22 protein-coding genes are annotated in these 23,991 nt (G+C 56.1%); 9 read left to right on the plus strand and 13 right to left on the minus strand.

From position 1 onward, the window contains the following. Positions 1–12 precede the first annotated feature (12 nt). Positions 13–1,209 carry a Bcr/CflA family multidrug efflux MFS transporter gene (locus ACR8BN_RS06495; RefSeq protein ID WP_031593356.1) on the plus strand — a complete coding sequence of 399 codons (1,197 nt, stop codon included), beginning with the start codon at positions 13–15 and terminating at the stop codon, positions 1,207–1,209. A gap of 294 nt (positions 1,210–1,503) precedes the next feature. After that, positions 1,504–1,824, plus strand: a complete 321-nt coding sequence (locus ACR8BN_RS06500; protein WP_033788223.1) for a hypothetical protein — start codon at positions 1,504–1,506, stop codon at positions 1,822–1,824. Here ACR8BN_RS06500 and yejF read toward each other — a convergent pair. The 9 genes from yejF to yeiP form a co-directional block, all read right to left on the minus strand. Beyond that, entirely contained in the window at positions 1,811–3,415 is a 1,605-nt protein-coding gene (yejF, locus tag ACR8BN_RS06505; RefSeq protein ID WP_039388560.1) for a microcin C ABC transporter ATP-binding protein YejF, read from the minus strand. The genes ACR8BN_RS06500 and yejF overlap by 14 nt on opposite strands. Then, entirely contained in the window at positions 3,416–4,438 is a 1,023-nt protein-coding gene (locus ACR8BN_RS06510; RefSeq protein WP_191938512.1) for an ABC transporter permease, read from the minus strand. Continuing rightward, a complete protein-coding gene (locus ACR8BN_RS06515; protein WP_010248326.1) occupies positions 4,435–5,529 on the minus strand; it encodes a microcin C ABC transporter permease YejB in 1,095 nt (364 codons plus the stop codon). The genes ACR8BN_RS06510 and ACR8BN_RS06515 overlap by 4 nt, the downstream gene beginning before the upstream one ends. Positions 5,530–5,540: 11 nt before the next feature. Beyond that, positions 5,541–7,349 (minus strand): extracellular solute-binding protein, encoded by a 1,809-nt coding sequence (locus tag ACR8BN_RS06520; RefSeq protein WP_083069102.1) that lies wholly within the window; start codon positions 7,347–7,349, stop codon positions 5,541–5,543. Positions 7,350–7,393: 44 nt separating this feature from the next. Next, entirely contained in the window at positions 7,394–8,956 is a 1,563-nt protein-coding gene (locus ACR8BN_RS06525; RefSeq protein ID WP_434747431.1) for a cyclic di-GMP phosphodiesterase, read from the minus strand. A gap of 222 nt (positions 8,957–9,178) precedes the next feature. Further along, positions 9,179–9,754, minus strand: a complete 576-nt coding sequence (gene mepS / locus ACR8BN_RS06530) for a bifunctional murein DD-endopeptidase/murein LD-carboxypeptidase (RefSeq protein WP_031593348.1) — start codon at positions 9,752–9,754, stop codon at positions 9,179–9,181. A gap of 512 nt (positions 9,755–10,266) precedes the next feature. Next, on the minus strand, positions 10,267–10,974 hold the full coding sequence (locus ACR8BN_RS06535) for a phosphatase PAP2 family protein (RefSeq protein WP_039388572.1): 708 nt from the start codon (positions 10,972–10,974) through the stop codon (positions 10,267–10,269). Between the two features lie 45 nt (positions 10,975–11,019). Then, positions 11,020–11,988, minus strand: a complete 969-nt coding sequence (locus tag ACR8BN_RS06540; protein WP_434747432.1) for a CobW family GTP-binding protein — start codon at positions 11,986–11,988, stop codon at positions 11,020–11,022. A 76-nt stretch (positions 11,989–12,064) separates the two neighbouring features. Beyond that, positions 12,065–12,637 (minus strand): elongation factor P-like protein YeiP, encoded by a 573-nt coding sequence (gene yeiP / locus ACR8BN_RS06545; protein WP_003854146.1) that lies wholly within the window; start codon positions 12,635–12,637, stop codon positions 12,065–12,067. Positions 12,638–12,980: 343 nt separating this feature from the next. On the opposite strand from yeiP, the gene ACR8BN_RS06550 reads away from it, so the two are divergent. Further along, entirely contained in the window at positions 12,981–13,235 is a 255-nt protein-coding gene (locus tag ACR8BN_RS06550) for a YkgJ family cysteine cluster protein (RefSeq protein WP_031292689.1), read from the plus strand. Between the two features lie 39 nt (positions 13,236–13,274). Here the strand turns inward: ACR8BN_RS06550 and ACR8BN_RS06555 are convergent, their stop codons facing one another. Both ACR8BN_RS06555 and vapB read right to left on the minus strand, forming a co-directional pair. After that, positions 13,275–13,691, minus strand: coding sequence for a type II toxin-antitoxin system VapC family toxin (locus ACR8BN_RS06555; protein ID WP_109650819.1), 417 nt, complete (start codon positions 13,689–13,691; stop codon positions 13,275–13,277). After that, positions 13,688–13,918, minus strand: coding sequence for a type II toxin-antitoxin system VapB family antitoxin (gene vapB / locus ACR8BN_RS06560; RefSeq protein ID WP_109650817.1), 231 nt, complete (start codon positions 13,916–13,918; stop codon positions 13,688–13,690). Before vapB ends, ACR8BN_RS06555 begins: the two co-directional genes overlap by 4 nt. A 468-nt stretch (positions 13,919–14,386) precedes the next feature. On the opposite strand from vapB, the gene fruB reads away from it, so the two are divergent. From fruB to fruA, 3 genes are read left to right on the plus strand one after another with little or no spacing between them, the layout of a single operon-like run. Beyond that, positions 14,387–15,517, plus strand: coding sequence for a fused PTS fructose transporter subunit IIA/HPr protein (gene fruB, locus ACR8BN_RS06565; protein WP_033758445.1), 1,131 nt, complete (start codon positions 14,387–14,389; stop codon positions 15,515–15,517). Then, positions 15,514–16,452, plus strand: coding sequence for a 1-phosphofructokinase (gene fruK, locus ACR8BN_RS06570; protein ID WP_010248301.1), 939 nt, complete (start codon positions 15,514–15,516; stop codon positions 16,450–16,452). The genes fruB and fruK overlap by 4 nt, the downstream gene beginning before the upstream one ends. Positions 16,453–16,468: 16 nt before the next feature. Next, positions 16,469–18,166 (plus strand): PTS fructose transporter subunit IIBC, encoded by a 1,698-nt coding sequence (gene fruA / locus ACR8BN_RS06575; protein ID WP_031593342.1) that lies wholly within the window; start codon positions 16,469–16,471, stop codon positions 18,164–18,166. Between the two features lie 881 nt (positions 18,167–19,047). Here fruA and nfo read toward each other — a convergent pair. Together nfo and ACR8BN_RS06585 are read right to left on the minus strand one after the other, a co-directional pair. After that, entirely contained in the window at positions 19,048–19,893 is an 846-nt protein-coding gene (gene nfo / locus ACR8BN_RS06580; RefSeq protein ID WP_434747433.1) for a deoxyribonuclease IV, read from the minus strand. Positions 19,894–19,944: 51 nt separating this feature from the next. Further along, the gene (locus ACR8BN_RS06585) at positions 19,945–21,000 is read right to left on the minus strand and encodes a YeiH family protein (protein ID WP_064703792.1); all 1,056 of its coding nucleotides are present in this window, start codon (positions 20,998–21,000) and stop codon (positions 19,945–19,947) included. A gap of 106 nt (positions 21,001–21,106) precedes the next feature. On the opposite strand from ACR8BN_RS06585, the gene ACR8BN_RS06590 reads away from it, so the two are divergent. The 3 genes from ACR8BN_RS06590 to ACR8BN_RS06600 all read left to right on the plus strand — a co-directional run bounded on the left by ACR8BN_RS06590 (position 21,107) and on the right by ACR8BN_RS06600 (position 23,941). Then, on the plus strand, positions 21,107–21,481 hold the full coding sequence (locus tag ACR8BN_RS06590) for a YkvA family protein (protein WP_064703740.1): 375 nt from the start codon (positions 21,107–21,109) through the stop codon (positions 21,479–21,481). A gap of 9 nt (positions 21,482–21,490) precedes the next feature. Further along, positions 21,491–22,357: a DNA-binding transcriptional regulator YeiE gene (gene yieE, locus ACR8BN_RS06595; RefSeq protein ID WP_010248285.1), complete on the plus strand. Its 867-nt coding sequence runs from the start codon at positions 21,491–21,493 to the stop codon at positions 22,355–22,357. A 117-nt stretch (positions 22,358–22,474) separates the two neighbouring features. Further along, a complete protein-coding gene (locus ACR8BN_RS06600) occupies positions 22,475–23,941 on the plus strand; it encodes an amino acid permease (RefSeq protein WP_010671005.1) in 1,467 nt (488 codons plus the stop codon). The last annotated feature ends 50 nt before the right edge of the window (positions 23,942–23,991 follow it).

Raw genomic sequence — 23,991 nt, forward strand, 5'->3', positions numbered from 1 at the left:
GCAGGAGAGGGTGTGCGTAAGGAAAAGAATTCGCCAACAGGACTGGTGGTCATCCTCGGTCTGTTAGCCATGCTGATGCCGTTGTCGATCGACATGTATCTGCCTGCCATGCCGCAGATTGCACGCGAATTTGGCGTTTCAGCCGGTAGCGTGCAGATGTCGCTCAACCTCTACATTCTTGGCTTCGCGATTGGGCAGCTCATCTATGGGCCGCTGGCAGACAGCTATGGGCGAAAGCCGGTGATTGCGCTCGGCACCCTGATCTTTGCCTGCGCCGCCGCGGCCTGTGCGCTGTCGCAAACCATCGATCAGCTGATTACGATGCGCTTTCTGCATGGCCTGTCGGCTGCCGCAGCCAGTGTGGTGATCAACGCGTTAATGCGTGACAGTTACTCGAAAGAGGACTTCTCCCGCATGATGTCCTTTGTGATGCTGATTACCACCATTGCGCCGCTGCTGGCACCGATCATCGGCGGCTGGCTGCTGGTGCTCTGGAGCTGGCACGCCATCTTCTGGGCGCTCGCGGGCGCGGCGTTAGTCACGACCGTGCTGGTGACCACGCAGATCCGTGAAACCCTGAAGCCGGAGCAGCGACAGCGGTTTCATCTGCGTACTACGCTCGGCAATTTCGTAACGCTGTTTCGCCACAAACGCGCGTTCAGTTACATGCTGTCGAGCGGGTTCTCCTTTGCCGGGCTGTTTACATTTCTCAATGCCGGTCCCTTTGTTTACATCGAACTGAATCACGTTTCACCGCAAAACTTTGGCTACTACTTTGGCCTCAATGTGGTGTTTCTGTTTGTCCTGACGCTGATTAACAGCCGCGCCGTACGCCGCTTTGGCCCGGTGGCGATGTTCCGGATGGGACTGCTGATACAGTTCTGTATGGGGATCTGGCTGCTGCTGGTCAGCGCCTTCAGCCTCGGCTTTTTGCCGCTGGTGATGGGAATCGCGATGTTTATCGGTTGCGTATCGATGGTCTCATCGAATGCGATGGCGGTGATTCTGGATGAGTTTCCGCATATGGCGGGTACGGCATCGTCGCTGGCGGGCACCCTGCGTTTTGGCGTCGGGGCGTTTGTCGGCGCGCTGCTGTCGCTGGTGAGTTTCAACAGCGCCTGGCCAATGGTCGGCACGATTGCACTGTGCGCGACAATCTCTCTGCTGCTCTTTTTCTACGCTTCACGTCCCCGCACTGCGCCCCGGTAATCGGGCGCAGTGGTTTCCCTCTGCAATGACCTGCCGACTTGCACGCCTCCTAGTTTTGTTTCTATATTGTGAAAATATTTAGTTAAAAAAGTAACCACAATGCAGCTAAAATGATTGTTAACGGCGTGTGAACGCGGTACATATAGGCTGAAGTGCGATGTAAGTCGCAAAAAATGCGCTTCTGCAATCCACACGGACGGGCCATTAACCCCTGTCCGGACTCAGCGGTTATCAGGCCGCTTCCAGCTGGGCTGCTTTGTGTTGCGACATAAACTCATCCGGGGAGAGGAAACTATGCTGCAACTTTCGATTGTGCATCGTCTGCCACAGCATTTTCGCTGGGCCAGCGATCACCACAGTGCTATCGAATCCGATGACGCAACGCTGGACGAGCAGGATTTCGTTGCGCTGCGATTGATCAGCCATGACGGCATTCCGGCGTGGGAGATCCTTCAGCAGCTAAAAGAGGTTCTGGCGGATATTCAGGTCGATTGCAAAGTAGCCGAGTGCGAAGGACAGCCCTGCCTGTTCATTCAGCGTCGTGACGAAAGCGCCACCAACTGCTGCCTGAAAAATCAGGGCGTAGCGATTGCCGAGACTTTTATCGCAGGTTGAGTTGCGCCGACTGCAGCAGCTCGCGGGTATACCCGGCCGCGGGTGAAGCAAACAACCTTTCACACTCTCCCTGTTCCACCACTTCTCCCTGACGCAGCACAATAAGCTGATGGCACAGGGCGCGCACCACATCCAGATCGTGACTGATAAACAGATAGCTGAGCTGCCGCTGCTGCTGTAAGCGGCGCAACAGTGTCAGAATCTGCTTCTGCACCGTGCGATCCAGCGATGAGGTCGGTTCATCCAGCACCAGCATCTCCGGCTCCAGAATGAGTGCCCGCGCAATGGCAATACGCTGTCGCTGACCGCCCGAAAATTCGGCCGGATAACGATGGCGACTTTCCGCTTCCAGCCCCACCTCCGCCATCACCGCGATGACCCGCTGCTCCTGTTGCGCACGGCTAAGTTCTGGCTGATGCACCGCCAGGCCTTCCGCAATGATCTGCTGCACTGTCATACGCGGATTCAGGGATGAGTTGGGATCCTGAAACACCACCTGAATGCGCTGACGCAGCGGCAATAACTGACGACGTGACAGCTGATGCAGCGGCTGGCCGTCAAACCAGACTTCGCCGCGCGAGGCAATCAGCCGCAGCAGTGCCAGCCCGGTAGTGCTTTTACCTGATCCGGACTCGCCGACCAGCCCCAGACTTTCGCCGCGCCGCAGGCTAAAGCTCAGGCCGGAGAGCACCTGTTTCTCACCACTCTGCCGGCGGAACAGCCCGCGCCGCAGCGGAAAGCTGACCTGAAGATTATCGACCCGAAGAATGACCGGCGCGTCTGCGGGCAGCGGCAGCGCTTTTCCTTCCGGTTCGGCGGCCAGCAACTGCTGGCTGTAAGGGTGCTGCGGCTGATTCAGCAGGGTCTGGCAGCGGTTCTGTTCGACGATGTGACCATTGCGCATCACGCTGACGTTATCCGCCAGCTGACGCACGATATTCAGGTTATGGGTGATAAACAGCATGCCCATATTCAGCTCTCGCTGCAGTTCACGAAGCAGCTTCAGGATCTGCGCCTGCACCGTTACATCCAGCGCGGTGGTCGGCTCATCGGCAATCAGCAGCTGAGGTTCGGTCAGCAGCGCCATAGCGATCATCACCCGCTGACGTTCTCCACCCGAAAGCTGGTGGGGAAAATCATTGAGCCGGGTGGCGGGCTGTCGTATCCCGACCCGATCAAGCACGCTGAGAATTTCACCGCGTGCCGCCGGACGACGCAGCCCGCGATGCAGCGACAGCACTTCATACAGCTGCTTCTCCACGGTATGCAGCGGATTCAGCGATACCATCGGCTCCTGAAAAATCATCGCAATCTGGTTGCCGCGAATCCCGCGCAGGCGCTGCTCACGTGCGCGCAGCAGATCTTCACCGTTAAACAGGATCTCCCCGCTGGGATAAACCACGGCAGCCTCATGCAGCAGTCGCATCACCGACAGTGCCGTGACGCTCTTGCCGGAACCCGACTCGCCCACCAGCGCCAGCGTTTCGCCCGCGTCGATGCGAAGTGAAACGTCATTCACCACCTGGCGAAGCGTCTCGCCCTGACGAAAGGCGACCGAGAGATGATTGATGGCAAGCAATGGCGTGTTCATTCAGGCTCCTTTGCCCGGATCAAAAGCGTCGCGTACCGCTTCGCCAATAAAAATCAGCAGCGAAAGCAGGATCGCCAGGGTGAAAAAGCCCGCCAGGCCTAACCAGGGTGCCTGCAGGTTATTTTTTCCCTGCAGCAGTAACTCGCCCAGCGAGGGCGAACCCAGCGGCAGGCCAAAGCCGAGAAAGTCGAGTGAGGTCAGCGTGGTAATCGATCCGCACAGAATAAACGGCAGAAAGGTCAGGGTGGCGACCATGGCGTTTGGTAGCATGTGGCGCAGCATAATCCGGCCATCGCTGACCCCCAGCGCCTGCGCCGCACGGATGTAATCAAAGTTTCGGGTACGCAGAAACTCTGCCCGGACCACGCTGACCAGGCTCATCCAGCCGAAAGCCACGGTGACCAGCAGCAGCCACCAGAAACCCGGCTGGATCACGCTGGAGAGGAGAATCAGCAGAAACAGCGCAGGCATGCCGGACCAGACTTCAATCAGCCGCTGCCCAATCAGGTCAATCCTGCCGCCGAAATAGCCCTGCACCGCGCCGACCACAATCCCGATGACGCTGGAGAAGAGCGTCAGCATCAGTCCGAACAGCAGAGAAATGCGCGTGCCATAGAGCAGGCGTGCAATCACGTCGCCACCGTTAGCATCCGTGCCAAGCCAGTTCTGCGCAGAGGGCGGAGAGGGGAAGGGCACTTCGGTGGCAAAGTTGATAGTGCTGTCGCTGAAACGAATCGGTGCCCATATGGCCCAGCCATTCTGCTCAATGCGCTGCCGCAGCCAGGGATCCTGATAATCCGCCGCTGTCGCCAGTGCGCCGCCATAGTCGGTTTCGCTGTAATCAAACAGCAGCGGCACTGTCCAGCGCTGCTGGTAATGCACCAGCAGTGGCTTGTCATTGGCAATCAGTTCGGCACCCATCGACAGCAGAAAGATGATCAGAAAGATCCACAGCGACCAGTAGCCGCGCCGGTTATGGCGAAAGCGCTGCCAGCGCTGTTGATTCAGTGGAGAGAGCGTCATGAGCGGCTCCCGAAATCGATGCGCGGATCGACCAGCGTATAGGTGAGATCACTGAGAATATTCATCAGCAAACCTATCAGCGTAAAAATATAGAGCGTGCCAAACATCACCGGATAGTCACGTTGCAGAGTCGCATCATAGCCGAGCAGCCCGAGTCCGTTGAGCGAGAACATAACCTCGATCAGCACCGAGCTGGTAAAGAACATGCTGATAAAGGTGGCGGGGAAGCTGGCGATCACCAGCAGCATCGCATTGCGAAACACATGGTGATAGAGAATACGGCGCTCCGGCACCCCTTTGGCGCGCGCAGTCACCACATAGAGCTTGCGGATCTCATCCAGAAACGCGTTTTTCGTCAGCATGGTCAGCGTGGCGAAGCCACCGATCACCGTCGCCAGCACCGGCAGGGCGATATGCCAGAAGTAGTCCAGCACTTTGCCATACCAGGGCAGTGTGTCGTGCTGCGCAGAGGTGAGCCCGCGCAGCGGAAACCAGTCCAGATAGCTGCCACCCGCAAACAGCACGATTAACATGATGCCAAACAGAAAAGCCGGGATGGAGTAGCCAATGATAATAAAAGCGCTGCTCCAGACATCAAAAGCGCTGCCATTGCGCACCGCCTTGCGGATCCCCAGCGGGATCGACACCAGGTAGATGATCAGTGTGCTCCATAATCCCAGACTGATCGAAACCGGCAGGCTCTCTTTGATCAGCCCGATCACCGAGGCACTGCGAAACAGGCTGTCGCCAAAATCCAGACGCAGATAATTCCACAGCATCTCGCCGTAACGCTGCCAGAGAGGTTTATCGAAACCATAACGCTGTTTAATCTCAGCAATCACTTCGGGATCCAGCCCGCGAGCGCCACGATACTGATTATCGGCAGGATTGAGATGACTGACGCTGGCGCGTGAACCGGCGCTGTCTGCGCCGCTGCCGGGCAGACCGGTTGTCTGACCAAACTGAATGTTAGCCAGCGCCTGATCGACCGGCCCGCCGGGCGCGATTTGCACGATAAAAAAATTAAGCGTGATGATCGCCCATAACGTCGGGATGATCAGCAGCAGTCTGCGCAGAAAGTAAGCGGCCAACGGTGATCTCCTTAGCGTTTGCTGGCCGGCAGGCGTCCGGCTTTGTTTGTGTCGTACCACCAGTTTTCCAGTCCGACGCTGTAGGCTGGCTTGCGGGCAGGGTGAGAAAACTTATCCCAGTACGCCAGCCGCTGCTCTGCGTTGTACCACATCGGGATCATATACGCATTCCACAGCAGCACCCGGTCCAGCGCCTGGGCCAGCGGCCGCAGCGCGGCGGGATCACCCTGATGCGCCACAATCTGTTTCACGAAATGATCGACTACAGGCTCTTTGACCCGCGCGGTATTCCACGACGAGGCGATGAAGTCAGACTGCCAGAGGATCTGCAGACTGGAGGTTGGGACCGGCATCGCACCATAGACCGTGGCAATCATGTCATAGTCGCCTTCGCGCCAGCGCCGCAGATACTGCGAGTTATCGATCTGCCGCAGGTTCAGCGTAATGCCAAGTCGGGAAAGATTGTGCTGGAACGGTAACGCCCAGTCGGTATTGGTGCCACCGCGCAGCAGGAGTTCTATGGTAAACGGCTGACCGGTTTTATCATTGACCAGACGGCGATTTTTAATCTGCCAGCCCGCCTGTTTCAGCAGGTCAGACGCTTTTAACAGGCTGGCGCGGTCATAGCCGCTGCCGTCGGTTTTGTGTGGCTGATAAGGCTGGCTGAACAGCTCAGGTGGCAGTTGCCCGCGCCAGGGTTCAAGCAGGGCCTGCTGCTGTGGATCCGGCACGCCGCTGGCTGCATACGCCGTGTTCTGGAAATAGCTGCTGGCGCGCTGCCAGGCACCGTAATAGAGCGCCTTGTTCATCCACTCGAAATCGAACATCAGTGACAGCGCCTGACGCACGCGGCGATCCTGGAACAGCGGTTTTTCATTATTGAATGCCAGCCAGCGGGTATCGATAGCGGCATCATTGGGCGTGGTCTCTTTGACGATGCTGCCATCGTCAAAATTGCGGCCGCGATACTGAGTGGCCCATTTCTTTGCCGATGTCTCTTCGCGCAGATCGTAAGCACCCGCCTTGAAGGCTTCAAATGCCACATTGTCATCCAGATAGTAGTCATAGCGCATTCGATCAAAATTAAAGCGTCCGCGATTGACCGGCAGGTCAGCGGCCCAGTAATCTTTTACCCGGCTGAACTCAATAAACTGTCCCAGCTTCCAGCGGGCGATGCGATAGGGTCCGCTCGACAAGGGTGGCTCGCTTAACGGCTCATTAAACTTCTTATCGCGCCAGAACGACTCTGCGATAACCGGCAGCGTCAGTAAGCCAAGCAGCAGATCTTTATCCGGCTTCTGTGCTTCAATGCGCACAGTGAGATCGTTCAGCGCTTTAACGGTCACGCCACGATAGGCGACGCGAAATTGGGGCACGCCCTCGGTCATGAATTTCTGATAGGTGAACGCCACGTCGCGGGCGGTGATGGGTGTGCCATTCTGAAAACGGGCGCGGGGATTAAGGCGGATCTCAATCCACGTAAAATCGCTGGCGTAGCGCGCTGACTCGGCAATCAGCGGATAATAACTGCCAGGCTCATCGTCTGAGCTGGTGTAAAGCCCATCATAAAGCGTGCCGGTGTTAATGCCCGGATTACCGCGTGAAGCGTAGCGGTTGAAGTTGTCGTAAGTGCCCACCACCGCCATGGTGATACTGCCGCCTTTGGGGGCGCGGGGATCGGCGTAGTCGTAATGGCTGAAGCCAGGCGGATATTTCGCTTCACCGGCCTGGGTGAACGCGTAGCTTTGCTGGACAGAGGCCGCCAGCAGCGGGGCGCTGAGCAGGCCGCACAGCAGCAGAAATCCGGAACGAAACAGCATGCACTCTCCTGTCAGATGTCTGGCGCAATTCGGGCCAGGTAGTGTCAGGCGTTATGACGCCGGAAATAGTCTATCAGCGTTTCCGGCCGCAGCGGACGGCTAAAAATGTAACCCTGCAGATGGGTCACACCGCGATTAATCAGCCAGGCAGCCTGCTCGCCGGTTTCTACCCCTTCGGCGACACTTTTCAGGTTCAGCTTCTTCGCCAGCTGCAGCACGGTATCGAGCACCGGCGAGGCCAGGCTATCCGTACCGATGCTCTGAACAAAGCCGCGATCGATTTTCAGATAATCAAAGTCATAACGTTCCAGATAGATCAGCGCGCTGTGACCGGTACCGAAATCATCAATGGCGATATGGATCTGCTGCTTATGCAGCCAGTCAAACAGTTCTCCGACATTTTCGTCGCGCACCATGGCTCGCTCGGTGATCTCAAACACGTAAGTAAAGTGGTCCGCAGGCATGGTATCAAGCCAGCGCAGCACATCCTGACGGAAACCGCTGTCAGCCAGATGCAGGGGCGAAATGTTGAGGCTGAGGCAGGCATGACGGGGAATGGTATGACACAGCAGGTGGGCATCACGGGAAACCAGCTGAAACAGATGTCGGGTCAGGGGAATAATCAGGTTCTGCGCCTCGGCATAGTGAATAAAAACATCGGGCGGGATCGGGCCTTTCGTCGGGTGGGTCCAGCGCAATAACGCTTCCATCCCATACGGCTGACCATCATGGGAGGTGACCAGCGGCTGATATTCAACGTGAAATTCACCGCGCTTCATGCCCCGAATCAGCTCTTTACCAGGGCGCTGATAAACCGACAACAGCAGCCAGCAAGCGCCTGAAACCAGCAGCGACAGTAGCAGGCCGCTCAGCAGGATATTCTGATAATCGCTGAACGCCAGAGTGGAACCGTACAACACAAACTGCAGCGGATAGCCTGTCAGCGCCTGTCGGTGCAGCGGCATCGGCAGGTTTTTATTCTGTATGACGACGGACTGCCAGCTGGTTAAGGCGCTGCGTTGTGCCACCAGTGCCATACCGGTAATTTCCGGATGCCCGGACGCCAGCAGCTGATAGGGTGCCAGGGTAATATTCAGCGTCGCGAAAACGCCTGACTGCAGACTGCCGGGATTTTTGATCCACAATGCCAGCGCCGGTTTATTGGGCTGCAACGGCGTGCCCGGCATCAGTTGCAGATCGATATCACGTGACATATCACTCAGGGGCGCAATCACATTGAGCGGCAGATTAAAACTGCCGGTGGCCGAGGAGCAAAAGGCATTACCTTCGTTAACCAGCAGGATGGCGCGAAGATTTCCGGCAAAGGCGGCGCGTGAGGTGAGTTCACGATTGATGGTACTGCAGGCAGTGTGGGTAAACGGAAGCAGGGGACTGAGGGTACTGTTAATCAGGCTGGAGAGCGTTTGCTGTAATGCCGTGCGGCTGTTTTCCAGCAGTTGCTGATGCTGTCGTTCTCGCTTCTGCCAGGTCTGGTGAAGCGAGAGTGCAGCAAATAACAGAAAGAATAAGCCGCCAGCTATCGCACTACTCCATGCGATACGGCGAGGATAGGTGGCATGGCGCCGTAGCGCCCCCGACAGTGGCATGAGGAGCTTCCCCTAATCAAATTATTATTATGTTATTGCGCACGACGGCTTCGGTTTAAGCGACCGAGAATATAACGAGACGGCGGGAAATGTCTTGTTATTAATCTGAATCAGAATGCTTTTGTCTTATATAACTGCTGGTAAAAATGATTAAAGGCGAAAAAAAACGCTGCATAAGCAGCGTTTCATGTTCTCTGGCTGAGAGAAGATCGAAAGTGGTTATCAGGTCGGGTTACGACTTAATACACGGCGTCCTTCACGGTAGCGCTTTTTCCAGTAATCATCGTTCAGACTGGAGATCATCACGCCACTGCTGGTCGAGGCATGAACGAAGTTATCGTTGCCAAGATAGATGCCAACGTGACGGCCAGTAGAGCCTGCACGGAACATCACCAGATCGCCGGGACGCAGTTTACTGCGGGTAATCTCTTTACCTGTGTCCTGCTGCTGCGAGGTAGAACGCGGTAATTCTAAGCCAAACTGATCGCGGAAGGTGCGTTGTACAAAGGCGGAACAATCGATCCCGCGTTTGGTATCGCCACCGAGGCGATAGCGCACACCTTTCCAGACGGCGTATTGTTCCATGATGCGCGACTTAACGTCGACATTACGCACCATTTCTTCAAACTCATCCTGAGACGCCTGAAGTAAAAAACCATTGTGGTTGTTAACTTCATGATTCTCGTTATTCGCGTTTTGACTGCTATGGGTACTGCTACAAGCTGAGAGGAGTGCTGCCAGCGCCACTGCGGGCACGATCCGCAAGATATATCTCAGTATTGGTTGAGACTTGACCATTATTCGGGTTTTCCTTCGATTTCCTTACGACAAGATTGTCGCCAGCCAGATGACAAAACAGGGAGATTAATAAGCGAAACAGACTAAGACAAATCCTTAATTACTAAAATGTGTTAATGGACACATTTTAACGGTAAAAAATCCGAATTTTCCGCCGCTGTTGCCTCACTGCGACTGAGGTTAACTGATTACAGACGCCGTGGCGAGTGCTTTTAATCAATTTCATATAGGTTTTTTTGATGTGAAATCAAACCGTAACACACTGACTACTTTAGCTACAATTGTGGTCAAATGATGGTGAGAACAGGGAGTTAAAGGGGGGCTAATTCGGGGCATAGACGCTGTTTTTAGAGTTTTCTTTATTGACAGAGAATATTGGTGACTAATTAACCTGCCTGCAGGGTCATAACCTTTTCTTTTCGTAAATTTAATTAGCAGGCTAATAGTGATGGGGTGTTTTTAATAAGCGCGGGCGGTTCAAACCAGGGGTTTAAATCGTCCGCGCTTAACATTTACGTCACGGGCTTATATTTCCCCGGCAATTTGCGATAAAACCAGTTAACCAGGACGTCACTGGCTGGCGTTAATAGCCACCAGCTCAGACCGACTAATACCACTGACATTGAACCGACGGCAACATCGGTAAACCAGTGCGCACCGGCCATGATGCGTGGCAGTGAAAATATCACCACAATAGCCGCGGCAATTAAAAAGCGGCTGAAACCAAAATAACGCCAGATAAAGCAGGCGAAAATGATCAGCATCATACCGTGGTCGCCGGGGAAGCTATCTTTCGAAGCATCTTTTGCGGGAATACCGGTCAGTTCACTGACGCGATGCACGTTCTCGAAGAACAGTGTCGGACTGGAGTGTTTAACCGGCAACAGATGGCCCAGCTGATTGAGAACGACGGCGGTCAGCAGCATGGTGATGCCGATTGCCAGCATCCGGCGCTGCGCCTGAGGCGTTTCGCGCCGCCAGATCGACAGGTAAAGCAGACCCATCGCCAGCAATGACACCGCATCAAAACCACGGTAATTCGTGATAGCGACGATCAGCGCGAACAGCGGATGGGTCACCATCTGGCTATTGAAGCCAAAGAAAATAGATTTATCGACGCCGAACCAGAAGCCATGTTCCGGGGGCAGATACCATGACAGAAATAGCACCACGCCCAGTGCATTAAGCAGCAGGATAGTAATAAGGCGAGTTACGCGCATAATTAAACTCATTATTATTAAAAATAACCGCCGACAATACCTCTGTCAGCGTAAACGGCACTTCAACAATGCCGATTGTAGACGATTCCAGTCAGCCTGTTGAGAATGAATGATCTCAATGCGGCTATCGGATGGCGGTGAGGGGAGTGTTTCACTCTGCAGCTCATTTGCCTGGCGATTGATACGCAGGGCGCCTTCTGTCGTGCGCATCACCCCTTTAACGCGATCTACCGGCGCCTGCCGAACCCATTCAAGCAGCGCGCCGCTGTCGAACAGCGTATCAGCATCAAACAGCCAGCCGCAGGCGCTATAGCTCTGGCCGTGGTTCAGTGCCCGACGCCAGCGCGTATCGCCATTCAGTCGCAACGCCGCCAGACCGCTGGTGGGAACCGACGAATGATGATGCTGCGGCACGGGAAGCTCGCGCGGCTGCCGGGGTGTATCCAGCAGAGAAAGGGGGATCTGACCAAATTCTGTCTCGATCAGAGGGCGCGCAGGCTGCATCTGCTGCTGCCAGTCAGCCAGGCGCTGACGATCCGCCTGATCCCAGCAATCGCGCTTATTAGCGATAATAAGGTCGGCGGAAGCCAGCTGATCGCGGAAGTTTTCATTGGCAACGATACGAGGATCGGCCAGCTGACGCGCATCCAGCAGCGTTAGTGTGGCATTCAGTTGCAGCCACGACTGATAGACGGGCGCACTCAACATCTCCAGCACCTGACGAGGATGGCCCAGGCCGGTTGGCTCGATCAGCAGCCGATCGGGTTTACTCTTCAGCAGCATATTCAGCCCGACCTGCATCGGCAGGCCATTCACACAGCACAGGCAGCCGCCGGGGATCTCTTTCAGCGTGGCACCACGATCGGCCAGCAGGGCGCCGTCGATCCCGATCTCGCCAAATTCATTAACCAGCACCGCCCAGTTTTCCCCGGACGGCCTGGCAGCCAGCAGATGGCAGAGCAGCGTGGTTTTGCCGCTGCCCAAAAAACCGGTAATCAGATTAACGCGTGTCATGGGAGTGACTCCTGCCGGGGGATAACGTGATAATGTAATAATATAACACTATCACGATCAGCAGCAGGCTTCTGATTTAGTCTGCACGGCCCATATAGCGGCGTTCAGCAATGTGGATGCGAATGCGGTCACCGTTGCTGAGGTATTCCGGTACCTGGATCGAGAGGCCTGTACTCATACCGGCGGGTTTGGTGCGGGCGCTGGCGGAAGCACCTTTAATGCCTGGTGAAGTATCCACGATCTCCATATCCACGGTTTGTGGCAGTTCCAGCGCCAGCACCTGACCTTCCATCGTCAGCACGTGAATGCCAGGGATGCCGCCTTCGGGGATAAACAGCAGCTCTTCTTCAATCTGCTCCTGTTTAAAGGAGTAGGGGGTGTAATCCTCATCATCCATAAAAATATATTCGTCACCATCTATATAAGAGAAGGTCACGCTGCGACGGCTGAGCGAAATCGCATCAATAATCTCGTCGCCTTTGAAGCGCTCTTCCACTTTTAAACCGGTGCGGACATCGGTAAAGCGCATTTTATACAGGGTGGCGGCACCGCGTGCGCTGGGGCTCTGGACATCAATATCTTTAACCAGCAGCAGTTTACCGTTGTGCGTGACGGCCATCCCTTTTTTGATTTCATTGGCTTTTGGCATTGCTGTTCTCGCTATCTTGAGAGTGAAGTGCGCGCAACGTTACTCGCGCCGGTGAAAACTGGCAATATCACCGGCGTGAAATTTTGTCTCAGGCCGCGGCTTTCATGGCAATTGCCGCCCCGGACTGCTATTGTCGCCCCGACTTTCTCTGCCGGAGCACAGCATGCAATGCCGTAGCCAGGGCGTTGCCTGTTGCACATCGCCCTCTATCTCTTCACCGATTTCTGACATGGGTGACAGTGAACGATTTAAGCAGGAAGTTAAGAGCTGAAGGGTGTGGTGTCGCTCCCTCTGAGGTTCTGTTACCGTCTGTTGTATTCTGAAGGTCGCGCGAGAGGTGTTAATGCAGTGTCGTATTGATTGTGGAGCCTGCTGCATCGCACCGTCAATCTCCAGCCCCATCCCCGGGATGCCGCAGGGTAAACCCGCGAATGTCCGATGCATTCAGTTATCGGATGAAAATTTGTGCATGATTTTCGGTTCAGATTTAAGGCCGAAAGTATGCGGAAGTCTGCAACCTTCAGTTGATATGTGTCTTACAGACCGTACCTCAGCCATGACCTACCTGATTGAGCTTGAAGCCAGCACACGTGCCTGAGAACCCTCCCACTGCTTAGATTTAATCCAGCGTCAGCGGTTAGCTGACCCAGTCTTCCAGCTGCAATCCGGGTACCCGTTCAAACTCGCGTGTGTTATTGGTCACCAGAATAGCTCTGGCCGCAATGGCATGCCCGGCAATCGCGGTGTCGTTGGGACCAATGGGCGTTCCGGCAGCAGCCAGCGCCGCTTTGATTTCAGTAGTTGCATCTACCGCTGCGCGATCCCATGAAAGCACAGCATCAAGACGTGCGCAGAATGCATCCACCAATTGTATATGCCGTGGTGAAGCTTTCTTTCCGATTGCACCGAAACGCATTTCAGCATAAGTAATTGCAGATACCACAATCCGGTGGTTGCGCAGCACCGCCTGTTCCAGTCGCCGGATGACCTCTTCAGGCTGCTCACGCATAATAAATGAGCAAATATTAGTGTCGAGCATATAGGTCTTGTTCACAGGTCAAAACGTCCCTCATCGCTGACAACGTCTTCACGCTGTGCCATGAAGTCAGAGTCAGCTTTTTCAAACTGGGTAAATGAACGCCATGTAGGCCTGACAGGACGCAGGATAATAGCATCTCCTTCCCTGATAATTTCCAGCTCGCTCACCCCCTCAAAATCCATGTCGCGAGGCAGGCGGATGGCGCGATTATTGCCATTTTTAAATACCGAGACGATTCTCATATTTGACGCTCCTCTTAAAATTTGTGGCCCGAACGCAGGCATCAGTAACATCCTGGATGAACGTATTGACTCAGTTTATGCCAGCCCTCAGTAAATGTATAGGTCAGGCATATGCGCATGCTACAAACGTTATTTTACAGGCCGGATACAAAAAAATATTCAGGCATACAGCCTATTCGACGATTCGCGCCCTGAGGCGCTGACGCTGCTGAAGTTTTTCGGTCCACTCATTCTCACTTTACAGCAGCAGCGTCAGCCTGTTCGTCCGTTAATCCGCTAAACCTGCCCGAAATGTGCGTAACGTCAAAAATCTGCTACGCCGTTTGCGCATTTTCTTGCTTGGTGAAAGCGGCTGTACCACAATCCCTGAAACGTTTCAGCGGTGACTGCGCCACCTGTTTTCCACAGCATGGCGTAAAAACTTTCCCACTGGCTGAAACGATTCAATCTCAGCAAGCGAGGAGAATTATGTTCCAGCTCGAATTGCAGGCCATCCATACCGGAGCCAGCGCCCAGAATAAAGAAGAGGCCATTCGTCAGGTTGCTGCCGCGTTAACCGCGGCGGGCAATGTGACTGAAGGGTACGTCAACGGGATGCTGGCGCGCGAACAGCAGACCTCAACCTTTCTTGGCAACGGCATCGCAATCCCTCATGGCACCACAGATACCCGCGATCTGGTGCTGAAAACCGGCGTTCAGGTATTCCAGTTTCCGCAGGGCATCGCCTGGGGTGACGATCAGACAGCCTATGTTGCCATCGGGATTGCCGCTAAGTCGGATGAACATCTGGCGCTGCTGCGTCAGCTGACCCATGTGCTGAGCGATGACACCATTGCAGAACAGCTAAAAACCGCCTCTGCTGAAGATCTTCGTGCGTTGCTGATGGGCGAGAAACAAGCCGCTGAATTCAGCTTCGACACCTCATTAATCACGCTCAACGTGGCTGCCAGCGATCTGATCACCCTCCAGGCGATGAACGCTGGTCGGCTGCAGTCCGCTGGTGTGGTGGATGCCAGCTACGTCGCAGACGTGGTTTCAACGACTCCGCTGAATCTGGGTCAGGGCATCTGGCTCAGCGACAGCAGCCTCGGCAACCTGCGCAGCGGCGTGGCTATCAGCCGCGCTGAACATGCCTTCGACCATCAGGGCGAATCGGCTGCGATGTTAATCAGCGTTTCGGCGACCGATGAACGTCCGCTGGAAGTGCTGGGTTACCTCAGCGCCTTGCTGCAGCAGGGCAAAGCGGATCGTCTGTTGAAAGCGGATGCTGCAGGCGTTTACGCACTGCTCACCAGCGAAGTCGATGAGCAGGCTGACGTGCTGACGGCTGAATTTACCATTCGCAACGAACACGGCCTGCATGCCCGTCCGGGCACGGCGCTGGTCAGCGTGATCAAGCAGTTCAACAGCGACATCACCGTAACCAATCTCGACGGCAGCGGCAAACCCGCTAATGGCCGCAGCCTGATGAAAGTGGTTGCGCTGGGCGTGAAGAAAGGCCATCGCCTGCGCTTCACCGCCAGCGGTGAAGATGCACAGCAGGCACTGAACGCGATTGAAGAAGCGATCACCAGTGGTCTGGGTGAGGGGGCATCATGAGCAGACGCGTCGCCACCATTACGCTGAATCCGGCGTATGACCTGGTGGGATATACCCCTGAAATTGAACGTGGCGAAGTTAACCTGGTGAAAACCACCGGGCTGCATGCTGCGGGCAAGGGCATCAACGTAGCCAAAGTACTTAAAGATCTGGGTATCGATGTCACCGTCGGTGGCTTCATGGGGAAAGAGAATCAGGACGGTTTCCAGCAGTTGTTCAGCGAGCTGGGCATAGCCAACCGTTTCCATGTCGTGCCAGGCCGTACCCGTATCAACGTCAAACTTACTGAACAGACCGGTGACGTCACCGATCTGAATTTCTCCGGTTTTCAGGTGACAGCGCAGGACTGGGATCGTTTTACTACCGATTCCCTGACCTGGCTGGGCCAGTTCGATATGGTCTGCGTCAGCGGTAGCCTGCCAGAGGGCGTCGACCACGATGCCTTTACCCGCTGGATGACCGAACTTCGCACCCACTGCCCATGCATCATCTTTGACAGCAGCCGCGAGGCGCTGGTGGCAGGACTGAAGGCTGCACCGTGGCTGGTTAAACCTAACCGCCGTGAGCTGGAAATCTGGGCCGGTCGCAAACTGCCAACCCTGCAGGATGTGATTGGCGCTGCGCATGAACTGCGCGAGCAGGGTATCGCCCATGTGGTGATTTCGCTGGGCGCAGAAGGCGCTCTGTGGGTCAACGCTTCTGGCGAATGGATCGCTAAACCGCCGGTGTGCGAAGTGGTCAGTACCGTGGGTGCAGGCGACTCAATGGTTGGCGGCCTGATTTATGGCCTGCTGATGCGTGAATCCAGCGAACACACGCTGCGTCTTGCAACTGCCGTGGCGGCGATGGCCGTCAGCCAGAGCAATGTTGGCGTTTCCGATCGTACTCAGTTGGCCGCAATGATGGCGCGCGTCGACTTACAACCCGTTAACTGACAGCAGGAGAGCGATAATGAAAACGCTGCTGATTAAAGACCCTACACTGGGACTGGCTTCCGCATATATGGCGCAACAACGTCTGGCGGCTGCTGCCGCTGCGGCGGGCCTGACCCTGACTGATAATCCTGCCGACGCTGAACTGGCGATTGTGCTGGGTAAAAACGTGCCGGACGATGCGGCGCTGAACGGCAAAGCGGTCTGGCTGGGCGATATCCAGCTGGCAGTACGCGAGCCAGAAACCTTCCTGAACCGCGCGAAAGCAGAAGCGAAAACCTGGCAGGCTCCGGCTGCGGTAGCAACACCTGCTGCACCGGCTCAGGCTGGCGCGCAGAAACGCGTTGTCGCGGTGACCGCCTGTCCGACCGGCGTGGCGCACACCTTTATGGCTGCCGAGGCGATTCAGGCTGAAGCGACCCGTCGCGGCTGGTGGGTGAAAGTTGAAACCCGTGGTTCAGTGGGTGCCGGTAACGCGATCACTCCGGAAGAAGTCGCTGCCGCCGATCTGGTGATCGTCGCAGCTGATATCGAAGTCGATCTGGCGAAATTTGCCGGTAAGCCGATGTACCGTACCTCAACCGGTCTGGCGCTGAAGAAAACCGCGCAGGAGCTGGATAAAGCGGTAGCAGAAGCGAAGCCGTACAAAGCGGCGGCTGGCGGACAGAGCAATTCCAGTGAAGAAGAGAAGAAAGGCGGAGCAGGGGCTTATCGTCACCTGTTGACCGGTGTTTCATATATGCTGCCGATGGTGGTCGCAGGTGGTCTGAGCATCGCGCTGTCGTTTGCCTTTGGTATCACGGCGTTTAAAGAGCAGGGCACGCTGGCTGCGGCGCTGATGCAAATTGGTGGTGGCAGCGCCTTTGCCCTGATGGTGCCGGTGCTGGCGGGCTTTATCGCTTTCTCCATCGCTGACCGTCCGGGTCTTACGCCGGGGCTGATTGGCGGTATGATCGCCACCAGCATCAACGCAGGTTTCTTAGGCGGTATTATCGCGGGCTTTATTGCCGGTTATGCGGCGAAGCTGATCAGCGGCAAAGTTAAACTGCCGCAGAGTATGGAAGCGCTGAAACCGATACTGATTATTCCCCTGTTCGCCAGTCTGATCACCGGTCTGCTGATGATCTACGTAGTGGGTAAACCGGTTGCTGGCATCATGAACGGCCTGACGCACTGGCTGGCCAATATGGGAACGGCGAATGCGGTCCTGCTGGGCGCCATTCTGGGCGGCATGATGTGTACCGATATGGGCGGTCCGGTAAACAAAGTGGCTTACGCGTTTGGCGTCGGCTTACTGAGTTCGCAGACCTATGCGCCAATGGCAGCTATCATGGCAGCCGGTATGGTGCCACCGCTGGCGATGGGTCTGGCGACGCTGGTTGCCCGTCGTAAATTCAATAAAGGTCAGCAGGAAGGCGGTAAAGCGGCACTGGTTCTGGGTCTCTGCTTTATCTCTGAAGGCGCGATTCCGTTTGCCGCCCGTGACCCGATGCGCGTCCTGCCTTGCTGTATCGTTGGCGGTGCAACCACCGGCGCGATCTCCATGGCGGTTGGCGCAAAACTGATGGCACCACACGGTGGACTGTTTGTGCTGCTGATCCCTGGCGCAATTACCCCGGTTGTCGGCTATCTGATGGCGATCATCATCGGCACCGCGATTGCAGGTCTGAGCTATGCGGTACTGAAACGTCCGGAAGAGCAGCTGGCGAAAGCCTGATGTGCAGAAGTGCATAATCTGCTGAAGTAAAAATAACAGGGAGCCGGATGGCTCCCTGTTTGCTTTTACAGACGGTTCCCGAAGTCAAAGCGACGGGAACCGTCTGGAGTAAAGCATCGCGGGCCATGGACAAAAAGCCGGGAGCGTTTTTGAACAACGCAAAGCGTTGGCCCGGCTGCGGGCGCACCTCAGGGATGAGGTGCGTAATCGCCCGCGCTGCGCCTGCCAGGGATGGCGTTTTTTTGCGTCTTTACGGAAGGCGTATGTTCCCTGAGCCAGCGTTCTCTCTAAACGAAAAGGGAGCATGCCAGCCAGTTAAGCGACAGGTGATAACGCAGTCTGGTGCCGCTCAGGGGCTGGCGGTCCTCGCGCCGCTGCGCGGTTCCTTCACTTCATTCGCCTGCCTGACGGACCGCCGGGGATGGCACATCCTGTGCCGCCCCGCCTTTCGCCCGCGTCCTGCGGGCTCTCCTGGCAGACTCATTCTGTTCAGCGCTGCGGATTGCCTGCTCCTGATCGCCACCGGCCTGCTCTGAAGCTTCTGGTGCGTACTGTTAAAAAGGGCACGAGAGTGGAGGCCAGCGCGCCTCTGCTGCTGAAAGGGCTATCCGCAGCGCTGAGGCGTGACGGTGGGCCAGAAGTCCACGCCGGGAAGCGTGGACAGTTCGGGGCCGGCCAGGGAGGGCCCCGAACGGTTCGTCGGCACGACGTCAAAGCCGAAGGCACCGCGTGAGCGGCGCGAGGACGGCCCGGCAGCAGCAGAGGTGCGCTGGCCCGCACTGCGGCTCGCTCGCCCGGAAAAAAAGCTGCCACGTCTGACCGTAACAGCCTTTACAAATCTAATCTTAACTGAGCAGCATTAAGCCAGCTGGCTCCCTTTTCTATCCCTGCTGTTTGGCTTTCAGCCAGGCAATCTCATCTTTCCAGATATCAGGATTAATGGTTTCCAGAATCAACGGGATGCCATCAAATCGCGGATCTTTCATCAGCCAGCTAAACGCTGTTTTGCCGATATTGCCTTCACCCAGGCTGTGATGGCGGTCAACGCGACTGTCGAAGGCGCTTTTGGCATCGTTAAGGTGCATGCCGCGCAGATAGTTAAAGCCGACAATGCGCTCAAATTCGGCGAAGGTCGCTTCGCAATCCGCTTCGGTACGCAGATCATAGCCACCGGCAAACGCATGGCAGGTATCAATACAGACGCCGACACGCGATTTATCTTCAACATGCTCAATAATGGTGGCGAGATGCTCGAAGCGGAAACCCAGATTACTGCCCTGACCGGCGGTATTCTCAATGACGGCGGTGACGTTCTGGCTCTGGTCGAGAGCGATGTTGATCGACTCCGCAATCCGCTTCAGACAGGCCTCCTCATCAATCTGATGCAGATGGCTGCCCGGATGGAAGTTCAGCAAAGTCAGGCCGAGCTGGTCGGCACGTCGCAGCTCATCAATAAAAGCCGCGCGGGATTTCTCCAGCGCCTCTTCAACCGGATGACCCAGGTTTATCAGGAAACTGTCGTGCGGCAGGATTTGCTGCGGACCGAATTTGTACGTCTCGCAGGCGGCGCGAAAAGCATCAATCACCTCAGTCGAGAGCGGGGCAGCCTTCCACTGACGTTGATTTTTAGTAAAGAGCGCGAAGGCGGTGGCTTCTATTTCATGGGCGCGGATCACTGCCTGATCCACGCCACCTGCCGCACTCACGTGTGCGCCAATATATTTCATGCCTTTCTCCTGGGGCTGTGCACGGATGAGACGGCATGATACCCGATGCCGCTAGCCCATGAAATGTTGCACCAGCAGATTGATTGCACCGCCGCCCGCAATTAACCAGCCAAATACCAGCGCACCCAGCAGCAGCGGTTTAACGCCGGCCTCACGCAACGCCCCAAAACGGGTGGTCAATCCCAGCGCCGCCATCGCCATCGCCAGCAGCAGACCCGCCAGCTGATTCAGCGTCGCCACCACCGCGGCAGGCAGCAGTTGTAGCGAGTTAAACAGTGCGACGGCAATAAACAGCAGGGCGAACCAGGGAAATGTCACAGCCTGGCGTGCGTTGCTCCCTTGACGTTTGCCGCGTATCACGGCGCTCAGGCAGAGAAGAAAGGGAGCCAGCATCATTACCCGCAGCATTTTGGCAATGACCGCGCTGTTCTCAGCTTCCGGGCTGATGCTGTGTCCGGCGGCCACCACCTGCGCCACTTCATGAATGGTTGAGCCGGTAAAAACCCCGAACTGCGATGCACTGAGATCCGGGAACAGTTCATGCGCCAGTGGCCACAGCAGTGGATAGATAAAGATCGCCAGCGTGCCGAACAGCACCACGGTCGCGATAGCCACCGCAACCTTCGACGGCGCGGCTTTCACCACCGGCTCGGTCGCCAGTACCGCCGCAGCACCGCAGATACTGCTGCCCGCGCCAATCAGCCAGACGGTATCGCGATCCAGCTTCAGCAGCCGCATGCCCAGCAGGCAGGTTATCAGGAAGGTGCTGGTCAGGGTCAGCGCATCTATCAGGATGCCGCTGAAACCGACGTCAGCAATTTGTTGTAAAGTGATGCGAAAGCCAAACAGGATGATCCCCAGCCGCAGCAGTTTCTGCTTAGCCAGCAGCACGCCGTTGTCGCAGCGTGACGCCAGCGGCGAATAGATGCTGTTACCGACCAGGATGCCCAGCATAATCGCCAGAGTCAGTGAACCCAGCCCCAGGGCGGCAATCATCGGCTGCTGCGCCAGCCAGCTGGCTGCCCCGGCAATCACGGCGGTCAGCAGCAGACCCGGGATCCAGAGCGGAACGGGATGATGCGGTTTAGCGATGCTCAGTTCAGTCATGATGGTCACTCCTCCTGGTTGAGACCCGATCATGATGGCAACTGGCTTAAAAGTAAAATTGATAATATATTTATAATTAACCAGAATAAACGATAAGGCAGTAATCATGATAGTTTCGCGTCTGCGCCGCTGGGCGACGCTGATCAAAAGAGATGTGTTTGTGCTGTGGTTTGCCTTCCGCGATCCCCGCACACCCTGGTGGAACAAGCTGGGGATGCTGGGGCTGGTCGCCTATGGCATCAGCCCGATCGATCTCATTCCTGATGTCATCCCCTTTGTCGGTCTGCTGGATGACGCGGTGATTATTCCGACGGGCGTCATGGTCCTGCTGCGTTTACTGCCGCGAGAGGTGCGCATCAGCAGCAGCGAGCGGGCACAGTCTCAACGTTCGCGCGGCAAAAAAATTGCAGGCTGGCTGGTGGCAATAGGGTTGATCTGGCTGGCATTAATCATTTACCTGGTCAGGCAGTCACTGAGTTAAGAGGCAACGATGCACATTACGCTGCGACAAATTGAAGTTTTTACCGAAGTGCTTAAGAGCGGTTCCACCACTCAGGCTTCGCAACTGCTGGCGCTGTCGCAGTCCGCAGTGAGTGCAGCGCTGGCCGATCTGGAGAGTCAGCTCGGCGTGCAACTGTTTGACCGGGTTGGCAAACGGCTGGTGCTGAATGAGCATGGACGGCTGCTCTATCCCCGTGCAGTAGGGCTGCTGGAACAGGCGGGCGAAATCGAGCAGCTGTTTAAAGAGGATAACGGTGCGATCCGCATCTTTGCCAGCAGCACCATCGGTAACTATCTGCTGCCAGGCATGATGGCCGCTTATCGTCGCGATTTTCCCCGCCTGCCGCTGGAGCTGAGTGTCGGCAACAGCCAGGATGTGATTCAGGCGGTTTCCGATTTCCGCGTCGATGTCGGATTGATTGAAGGGCCGTGCCATATGACCGAGCTGGTCAGCGAGCCCTGGCTCGAAGATGAGCTGGTGGTGTTTGCCGCACCAGACGCGGCGATTCTGCAACAGCCGGTAACGCTGCAAACCCTGGCTGACGCCCCGTGGATCCTGCGCGAACGCGGCTCCGGCACCCGTGAAATTGTCGATTATCTGCTGCTGTCGCATCTGCCGAGTTTTCAGCTGGGCATGGAGCTGGGCAATTCCGAGGCGATTAAACATGCGGTGCGGCACGGCATGGGCATCAGCTGTCTTTCGCGCCGGGTGATTGCCGATCTGCTGGAGGCGGGCACGCTGGTTGAACTGACGATTCCGCTGCCGCGTCTCATCCGCACGCTCTATCGCATCCACCACCGGCAGAAGCATATTTCCAAAGCACTGACGCGGTTTTTTTCCTATTGTCGCGAGTAATTACTAATAATTCCGGCGCGATCATGAAGTTAACTAATAACAGGTTGGCATTCGCTATACAGAGGCGATCTGGCTGCTACAATCGCGCCTCATTTTTACCCAGCGTAGCGTTAACACATGCATAATGACTCAAATACAACACAACAACCTGCATTACGACGTGCGTTAAAAGCCCGTCACCTGACGATGATCGCCATCGGCGGCTCCATTGGTACCGGCCTGTTTGTCGCCTCTGGTGCCACCATCGCTCAGGCTGGCCCCGGCGGAGCACTGCTCTCCTATATCCTCATCGGCCTGATGGTCTACTTCCTGATGACCAGCCTCGGCGAACTGGCTGCGTTCATGCCGGTATCGGGTTCCTTCGCCACTTACGGCGCAAAATATGTCGAAGAGGGCTTTGGTTTCGCACTCGGCTGGAACTACTGGTACAACTGGGCGGTGACCATCGCGGTTGACCTGGTAGCGTCCCAGCTGGTGATGAACTACTGGTTCCCCGACACGCCTGGCTGGATCTGGAGCGCGCTGTTCCTGGGGCTGATGTTCCTGCTCAACTACATTTCGGTCAAAGGCTTTGGCGAGGCGGAATACTGGTTCTCGCTGATTAAAGTGGCCACCGTGATTATCTTTATCATCATTGGCGTGCTGATGATCACCGGCATTATGCGCGGTGCTGAGCATGCGGGCTGGCAGAACTGGCAGGTGGGCGACGCGCCGTTTGCGGGCGGCTTTGCGGCCATGATTGGGGTGGCGATGATTGTGGGATTCTCCTTCCAGGGCACCGAGCTGATCGGTATCGCGGCGGGCGAATCTGAAGATCCGGCGAAAAATATTCCGCGCGCTGTGCGGCAGATTTTCTGGCGTATCCTGCTGTTCTATGTGTTCGCTATCCTGATTATCAGCCTGATCCTGCCATATACCGATCCGCAGTTGCTGCACAATGATATCGACGATATCAGCGTCAGTCCGTTCACCCTGGTGTTCCAGAACGCCGGTCTGCTCTCTGCCGCCGCCGTCATGAATGCGGTGATCCTGACGGCTGTGCTGTCAGCGGGTAACTCCGGGATGTATGCGTCAACGCGTATGCTTTATAACCTGGCCAGCGAAGGTAAAGCGCCACGGATTTTCGCGAAGCTCTCTAAAGGCGGCGTTCCACGTAATGCCCTGTGGGCCACCACCGTGGTGGCTGGGCTGTGCTTCCTGACCTCAAAATTTGGTAATCAGGAAGTCTATCTGTGGCTGCTGAATACCTCAGGCATGACCGGGTTTATCGCCTGGCTGGGTATTGCCATCAGTCACTATCGCTTCCGTCGGGGCTATGTGGCCCAGGGACGTGACCTGAACGATCTGCCTTACCGTTCCGGCTTCTTCCCGCTGGGTCCGATTTTCGCTTTTGTGCTCTGCCTGATCATCACGCTGGGTCAGAACTACCAGGCATTCCTCAACGACAGCATCGACTGGTACGGCGTGGCGGCAACCTACATCGGCATTCCGCTGTTCCTGATTATCTGGTTCGGCTACAAGCTGACGCGCGGCAGCCGTTTTGTGAAGTACAGCGAGATGGAGTTTCCGGTTCACAAAGATTAGCCCTGCGTAATCGCCCGCTCTGAGCCCGCCAGTGATGGCGGGTTTTGCGT

Origin of the sequence: Pantoea sp. Lu_F5_004 (assembly GCF_051136245.1) — a bacterium.
In the GTDB taxonomy this organism is placed as follows: Bacteria; Pseudomonadota; Gammaproteobacteria; order Enterobacterales; family Enterobacteriaceae; genus Pantoea; species Pantoea agglomerans.

Coding starts and splice junctions, on each gene's coding strand:
- yeiP (WP_003854146.1), bottom strand. CDS start 12,637: ATGCCAAAAGCCAATGAAATCAAAAAAGGGATGGCCGTCACGCACAAC.
- ACR8BN_RS06540 (WP_434747432.1), bottom strand. CDS start 11,988: ATGACACGCGTTAATCTGATTACCGGTTTTTTGGGCAGCGGCAAAACC.
- yieE (WP_010248285.1), top strand. CDS start 21,491: ATGCACATTACGCTGCGACAAATTGAAGTTTTTACCGAAGTGCTTAAG.
- nfo (WP_434747433.1), bottom strand. CDS start 19,893: ATGAAATATATTGGCGCACACGTGAGTGCGGCAGGTGGCGTGGATCAG.
- ACR8BN_RS06510 (WP_191938512.1), bottom strand. CDS start 4,438: ATGACGCTCTCTCCACTGAATCAACAGCGCTGGCAGCGCTTTCGCCAT.
- mepS (WP_031593348.1), bottom strand. CDS start 9,754: ATGGTCAAGTCTCAACCAATACTGAGATATATCTTGCGGATCGTGCCC.
- fruB (WP_033758445.1), top strand. CDS start 14,387: ATGTTCCAGCTCGAATTGCAGGCCATCCATACCGGAGCCAGCGCCCAG.
- fruK (WP_010248301.1), top strand. CDS start 15,514: ATGAGCAGACGCGTCGCCACCATTACGCTGAATCCGGCGTATGACCTG.
- yejF (WP_039388560.1), bottom strand. CDS start 3,415: ATGAACACGCCATTGCTTGCCATCAATCATCTCTCGGTCGCCTTTCGT.
- fruA (WP_031593342.1), top strand. CDS start 16,469: ATGAAAACGCTGCTGATTAAAGACCCTACACTGGGACTGGCTTCCGCA.
- ACR8BN_RS06520 (WP_083069102.1), bottom strand. CDS start 7,349: ATGCTGTTTCGTTCCGGATTTCTGCTGCTGTGCGGCCTGCTCAGCGCC.
- vapB (WP_109650817.1), bottom strand. CDS start 13,918: ATGAGAATCGTCTCGGTATTTAAAAATGGCAATAATCGCGCCATCCGC.
- ACR8BN_RS06550 (WP_031292689.1), top strand. CDS start 12,981: ATGCAGTGTCGTATTGATTGTGGAGCCTGCTGCATCGCACCGTCAATC.
- ACR8BN_RS06600 (WP_010671005.1), top strand. CDS start 22,475: ATGCATAATGACTCAAATACAACACAACAACCTGCATTACGACGTGCG.
- ACR8BN_RS06525 (WP_434747431.1), bottom strand. CDS start 8,956: ATGCCACTGTCGGGGGCGCTACGGCGCCATGCCACCTATCCTCGCCGT.
- ACR8BN_RS06535 (WP_039388572.1), bottom strand. CDS start 10,974: ATGCGCGTAACTCGCCTTATTACTATCCTGCTGCTTAATGCACTGGGC.
- ACR8BN_RS06500 (WP_033788223.1), top strand. CDS start 1,504: ATGCTGCAACTTTCGATTGTGCATCGTCTGCCACAGCATTTTCGCTGG.
- ACR8BN_RS06590 (WP_064703740.1), top strand. CDS start 21,107: ATGATAGTTTCGCGTCTGCGCCGCTGGGCGACGCTGATCAAAAGAGAT.
- ACR8BN_RS06585 (WP_064703792.1), bottom strand. CDS start 21,000: ATGACTGAACTGAGCATCGCTAAACCGCATCATCCCGTTCCGCTCTGG.